The sequence below is a fragment of the Belnapia sp. AC561 genome (genome assembly GCF_979252845.1).
On the sequence record NZ_CEEDBP010000522.1, the window covers coordinates 1 to 233 of the forward strand.

At 59.7% G+C, this 233-nt stretch carries 1 protein-coding gene; it reads left to right on the forward strand.

Translation table 11 applies throughout. From position 1 onward, the window contains the following. A partial coding sequence (locus tag AC0IW9_RS32105; protein ID WP_471652321.1) for a hypothetical protein occupies positions 1-233 on the forward strand: 233 nt, incomplete at both ends.

Genomic DNA, 233 nt, shown 5'->3' on the forward strand with positions numbered 1-233 from the left:
TATCGACGACGCGCTACAGATCTGGGCTGACAAAAGGCTGGGCATGGCGCGCGATCTTTCTTCCGGCTTCGGGGGCAATGTCATCGCTTCGCTGATGGCTACACAAGGCGTGTTGATTCGCGGCGAGCGGGGGAGCCGGGTGTTGCTAGACAGAACCGCCGAGATCGAATGGATCGTCAGCAAGCACCTGTCATCCGAACAGCGGCTGGTCGTCAACGAGCAATACTGTGGCC